This window comes from Aeromonas sp. 602396 (assembly GCF_049173735.1).
GTDB lineage: Bacteria > Pseudomonadota > Gammaproteobacteria > Enterobacterales > Aeromonadaceae > Aeromonas > Aeromonas veronii_A.
The window spans coordinates 128737-134736 of the sequence record NZ_JAAKSD010000015.1 but is presented as its reverse complement, the minus strand read 5'-3'; the positions used below and the strand labels follow the sequence as shown (position 1 = coordinate 134736).

General features: G+C 59.4%; 2 protein-coding genes and 1 riboswitch. Of the genes, one reads left to right on the top strand and one right to left on the bottom strand.

The window, feature by feature from the left end:
• Nucleotides 1-242: 242 nt before the first annotated feature.
• A complete protein-coding gene (locus tag G5229_RS17170; protein ID WP_421209776.1) occupies nucleotides 243-2426 on the bottom strand; it encodes an ExeM/NucH family extracellular endonuclease in 2184 nt (727 codons plus the stop codon).
• Nucleotides 2427-2719: 293 nt separating this feature from the next.
• Nucleotides 2720-2802, top strand: a riboswitch (cyclic di-GMP riboswitch).
• Between the two features lie 116 nt (nucleotides 2803-2918).
• Here G5229_RS17170 and G5229_RS17165 point away from each other — a divergent pair.
• Entirely contained in the window at nucleotides 2919-5954 is a 3036-nt protein-coding gene (locus G5229_RS17165; RefSeq protein ID WP_421209775.1) for a glycosyl hydrolase family 18 protein, read from the top strand.
• Nucleotides 5955-6000 lie beyond the last annotated feature (46 nt).

The following is a 6000-nucleotide window of genomic DNA, read 5'->3' as shown; positions in this document are numbered from 1 at the left end:
TATAGCTCAGCTGGGAGAGCGCTTGCATGGCATGCAAGAGGTCCGCGGTTCGATCCCGCGTAGCTCCACCAAATTCTTGTTACAAGAAGCAAAAAGGCCACCGCATCGCGGTGGCCTTTTTGTTTTCTCCATCATTTATTTTCTCCATACGTCCGCGCCTTTCATTTGTAAATCCAATGACCTGAATGAAAAAGCCCGCGAGAGTCGCGGGCTTTGCTTGCACTATTCAAATGCGCCTGTGGTTAACGGCGACGTCGCCAGGCCAGTGGCAACAGGGCTAGCAGGCCGAGTCCCAGCGCACCACCGCCTGAGGAGGTGTCCGGTTTGGTGGCATCGCTCTCCAGTCTCAGGTCGACGATGATGGGATCATGGTCGGAGGCACTGAAGGGGTTGTCAGACTTGAGCAATGTGCCGGTGTACTGGCTGCCGTATTCGAACAGGGAGCTCTCGAAGGAGTTGATGTGCCAGTCGGCGACACCTGCCACCTTGCTGGCCAGCGCCGGGTTGGCGAGGGCGTAGTCCAGGGTGCCCAGCTCCCCGTCGTAGCTGTAGGAGATGGCTTTCTCCTTGTTGAATTTGACGTTGAGATCGATCAGGCCGTAGCTGCGAGTCACTTCGCGACCGAGCTGTTCATAGGGCTGCTCACCGATAAAGGTGTGGGAGGCCGATACGATCTTCCGCTCGCTGGTGGCCGGGTTGTAGTCGGTCAGCACCCGGATCGGATCTTCCTTGGCGTAGGAGTTGAAGTCGCCCACCAGCAGCACCTGGCCCGGCAGTTTGCTGACCGCCTCACCCAGCACCTTGGCGGCAGAGACCCGGAACTCGGTGCACTTGCCCTGCAGGTCGGCCGGTTCTGTCTTGCCATCGCCATTTTCGTAGCAGCCTGACCCCTTGGATTTGAGGTGGTTGACCACCAGCGTCAGCGGCTCCTTGCTCTTGGCGAGGGTGAAGGTCTGAACCAGAGAATCGCGCTGACCGGCTGTCTTGGCCACACCACCTGTGGTGTAGCGCTGCTCCGGCAGCTTGATGACGCTGGCATCTCCGCTGGGGGTGAGCAGGGCAGGACGGTAGATCATCGCCACCATGATGGCGTCTCCGCCGAAGAACTTGCCATCGGTAAGGGTAGTGACCGGCAGACGCACATAGGCGTAGTGTTTGCTCGCATCCTTCTGCTGTTCGTTGAGGCGGGTCACCAGATTGTTGAGGGCCGAGTTATCCTCGAAGCCGTTGTTCTCCATCTCCATCAGGCCGAGCAGATCGACATCCATTGCGGTAATGGCATTGACGATCTTGGTGCGCTGCTTCTCGAACTCGGGCTGGCTCTTGGCACCCCGGTTGCAACCTTTGGCGTTGTCGGCATCCGCCTGATCCTTGCACAGGATATTGAGTGCGCCGCCAATGCTGGAGTGACTGGTGAAGTAGTTGAGTACGTTGAAGCTGCCGATCCGCAGATCGCTGCCAGCGAGGCGAGCTGGCGCGTCTTGACGATCCTCTTCAGGGCTACGCAGCAGAGCACCGGCAGTCAGGGTGATATCGCTCGGTACTACCAGACGGAAGGCATCCTTGTTGTATACGATCACCCCCTCCAGCCCGGTCAGTTGATCACCGATGCGCAGATATCCCTGATCGGCATCCCAGCTCGGGAACCAGGGCAGTACGCCATCCGGTGCTTTGTAATCAGACTCAACCACCAGACGGTTGCTGCCATTTTGGGTGGCCAGTGCGACAGCGTCCGCACTGTTGGCAACATGAAGTTGGGTCGGTTTGATCAGCGGGGTTTTGTGGGCCAACTCTACGTTGTTGCGATAGACCTTGTAGTCGAAGCCATAGTTGCGGGTCAGGTGCAGGTCACTGCTGCTGTCGAGACGTACCCGCATCCCTTCGTGGCGATTGAGCGCTTGAGCCAGCGTCTCCCCTTCATTGACCTGCAGTACGCTGGTCGGCACCGCCAGTCCTTGCGCTGTGACCTGCAGGCGGGCTTTGCTGGATTCGAAGGTGGGTTTGAGCTGGGTGCCGCCGTAATACTCCTCGACCTTGGCTTCAAGGCAGAGTTCTGCCCCCGGTTTGATGTCGGCATAGTTGGTCGCAAACTCCTTGTCGTTCAGATAGACAAAGATGCCATCAGAGGTGGCCGGATTGCCATCACCCACCGGGTCGGTCAGATAGAAACCCTTGGTCAGACTTTGGCCCAGCGTTGTCACGATACCGCGAACGTTGAAGGTGCCCGTGCTGATTTTACCGGTCACATTGCCGTTCTTGTCGGTCACGGTCTGGGTGGCCAGCGCGCTGGCGGAGCCTGTGCCCTGAATGGTCGGGATGGGGGTGAGTTGAGCCGGATCGGACGGGCAGACAAATGCCGCATGGGCACCTGAGGATGCAAGTGCCAGCCCCACGGCCAGCGACAGCAGGGTACGAGTACCTTTCATAGGTGTTCCTTTTTTATTTTTGCCAGTGATTCCATAGCCTTGGCTCGTTGACCAAGGGCGCGCATTGTCACATTTCTGGCATGTCATACCAGTGAGCCAACGCACATTAAACGAATCTGGGAAGATGAGGAAAAGCGTTTTTATGATCCCAGTAACAGTATGATTTTTTTGATAATTCAATCAATTCTAACCCTGTGATCATGACGCTTTTGTGGCAGGGGATAATTCTCTTTGAGAATAAAGATTGAGGGGATCTTGTCGCCTTCCTATACTGGGTTCGTTCCTCACGGAACCCAGGTAAAGGGCAAACCGGCAGTGATGTCGGGGCGCAATGCTTCCGGTCTCGATCGTGGATCCAGATAGCGGGGTTTCCCTGGGTGAGGGGTGGTTTTTGTGGCAGGTCCATTGCCAGTTGTCTGCGCCCATCATGCAGGTTGCGATTGTTCTTTGCCTTGGTGACCAATGCCAAGACAAAACAAGGAAGATAACAATATGCAACAGCTCTTCAGACCCAGCAGGCTTGCCATGCTGGTCGCCCTTGCGGCTGCGCCCGCCTGGGCTCAGGCCGCTTATCCCGCCTATAAATCAGGTACTGCCTACAAGGCTGGCGATATCGTCAGCAACGTCGGTGCCCTCTACGAGTGCAAAGAATTTCCCTATTCAGGCTGGTGCGGGGCATCCCCCTATCACTATGAGCCGGGGGTAGGTGTGGTCTGGGCAGATGCCTGGAAGCCCTATGGTGGCGAGGTGCCCCCTCCTGCGCTCGGTGTGGCAGTCAGCTCACCGGCTGCCGGTGCCAGCTTCAACGAAGGAGCCAGCGTGGCGCTGGCAGTGACCCTGAGCGGCCCGGTAACGGCCTTGGCCCGGGTGGAATATCTTGTCGACGGCAAGCTGGTCGCCACGGCGAGCGCCTCGCCATGGAGTGCCAGCTGGAGCGCCGCCGGAGTGGGAGGCCATACCCTCAAAGCTCGCGCGCTGGATAAAGATGGCAAAGTGCTGAGCGAGGCGGATTCGAGCTTCAACGTCGCCGCCGTGGTGGCGCCAGAGGCGCCCAAGGCGAGCATCAGCAGCCCGGCCAATGGAGCCAAGGTGACGCTGGGTCGCAGTGTGGCGGTGAGCGGCAACGTCACCGATGCCAACAACGATGTGGCCAAAGTCGAGCTCTATGTCGACGGCAAGAAGGTGGGCGAAGATACCAGTGCCCCCTGGCAGGTGAACTGGACACCGGATGCCAAAGGGAGTGCCGCCCTCAAGCTGGTGGCCACTGACAAGACCAATCTGAGCGGCGAGTCAGCAGCGGTGACCGTCACTGTCGAGGAGGCAGCGCTGCCGCCCACCGGTGGCAACCTCTCTTGTGACATTCGCCAGATCTATCGCCCGGATGGTTACGAGTGCATGGGGGATGACCATGCCCGCCGGGTCATCGGCTACTTCACCTCCTGGCGCACTGGCAAGAACGGTCTGCCCGCCTATCTGGTGAGCGACATTCCGTGGAGCAAGATCACCCACATCAACTACGCCTTCGCGGCGGTGGACGAGCAGAGCCACACCATCAAGGTGGATGACTCGGCGACCAAGATGACCTGGGATGGCGTGCCGGGTGCCGAGATGGATCCGGAGTTTGCCTACAAGGGCCACTTCAACCTGCTGTCGAAGTACAAGAAGCAGTATCCGGACGTGAAGACCCTGATCTCGGTGGGGGGCTGGGCCGATACCCGCGGCTTCTATACCGCCACCACCAAGGGTGACTGCTCGGTCAATACTGCCGGTATCAACACCCTGGCTGATTCGGCGGTGAGTTTTATCCGCCAGTACGGCTTTGATGGGGTCGATATCGACTACGAATACCCCACCTCGATGAAGGATGCGGGCAACCCCAACGACTTCCCGCTCTCCAACCAGTGCCGTGGCAAGCTGTTTGCCAACTACAAGGTGCTGATGCAGACTCTGCGCAGCAAGCTCGACAGCGCCGGCAGCGAGGATGGTCGCAAGTATATGCTGACCATCGCCTCGCCGGCCTCGGCCTACCTGCTGCGCGGCATGGAGAACTTCCAGGTCACCCAGTACCTCGACTACGTCAACCTGATGACCTACGACTTCCACGGCGCCTGGAACCATTTCGTCGGTCACAACGCCGCCCTGTTCGACAACAAGGCAGATGCCGAACTTGCCCACTGGGGCGTCTATACCCAGAGCCAGTTTGGCGGTATCGGCTACCTCAACGCGGCCTGGTCTGCCCACTACTTCCGTGGTGCCCTAGCGGCTGGCAAGATCAACGTGGGCGTGCCTTACTACACCCGTGGCTGGCAAGGGGTCAGCGGTGGCACTCACGGCCTGGCCGGCAAGGCAGCCCTGCCGAGCCAGAGCGATTGTCAGCCGGGTACCGGTGGCAGCACCATTCCGTGCGGCAACGGGGCGGTCGGTATCGACAACATCTGGCATGATCTCGACAAGAACGGCAAGGAGATCGGCGGTGGTGCCGTACCCATGTGGCACGCCAAGAACCTGGAGAATGCCGCCAGCCTGGGTATCACCACCATGCCGAGCTACGGTCAGGCCTGGGGTCTGGATCCCAACAACCCGGCTCACGTGATGCAGGGCAAGTACGTGCGTTACTACGATGACAAGGCGCAGGCGCCCTGGTTGTGGAATGAAGAGAAGAAGGTGTTCCTCTCAACCGAAGATGAAGACTCCATGGGCCACAAGCTCGACTACATCATCAAGCGGGGCTTGGGCGGGGTCATGTTCTGGGAGATGGCGGGTGACTACGCCTTCGATCCGGCCAAGAACGAGTACGGAATGGGGGATACCCTGACCACGCTCGCCTACGACAAGTTCGCCAAGGCGACCAAGTACGACACCAGGCAAAACGATCTGGCGGCGCCAACTGCCCAGCTCGACATCGTGGTGAGCCTCTCCGGCTTCAAGGAGGGGGATTCCAACTACCCGGTCAACCCGACCCTGAAGCTCACCAACAACTCGACCCAGACCATTCCGGGTGGTACTCGCATCGAGTTCCTGGTGCCCACCTCCACCTCCGACACCATCACCGACCAGAGCGGGATGGGGCTGAAAGTGGTGGAGAGCGGTGGCAACCAGAACTCCGACGGTATCGCCAACGAGAAGGACTTCCACAAGGCGGCCTTTACGCTGCCGACCTGGAAGGCCTGGGCGCCGGGCAGCGACGTGGAAGTGGCGATGACCTACTATCTGCCGGCCGCCGGTGTACCGAGCGGAATCCGCATCATCAGCGGCACCCAGACCGCGGGCCTCAAGGCTGAGTTCCCGACCCTGCCGGAGGCCGTGCTGGGCAGCAATGGTGGCGGTGAGAACCCGGGCGGCGCCACCTGCAGCAGCCAGAACGTCAACCCGGCCTCCTACAAGGCTTACCCGAACTGGCCGCAGGGGGATCATGCCAATGGTGGTGATCGCATCACCCATAACAAGACGGTGTGGCAGGCCAACTGGTGGACCAGCAGCGAGCCCAAGGCAAGCGACGGCAGTTGGAAGTCTGTCTGTAGTTATTGACTTTAAAATCAATGATATAAGTGAGGCTTCGGCCTCACTTTTTTTA

What these genes read in the sequence shown, in the direction of transcription:
- G5229_RS17170 (WP_421209776.1), bottom strand. Translation starts at nt 2,426, where the DNA reads ATGAAAGGTACTCGTACCCTGCTGTCGCTGGCCGTGGGGCTGGCACTT.
- G5229_RS17165 (WP_421209775.1), top strand. Translation starts at nt 2,919, where the DNA reads ATGCAACAGCTCTTCAGACCCAGCAGGCTTGCCATGCTGGTCGCCCTT.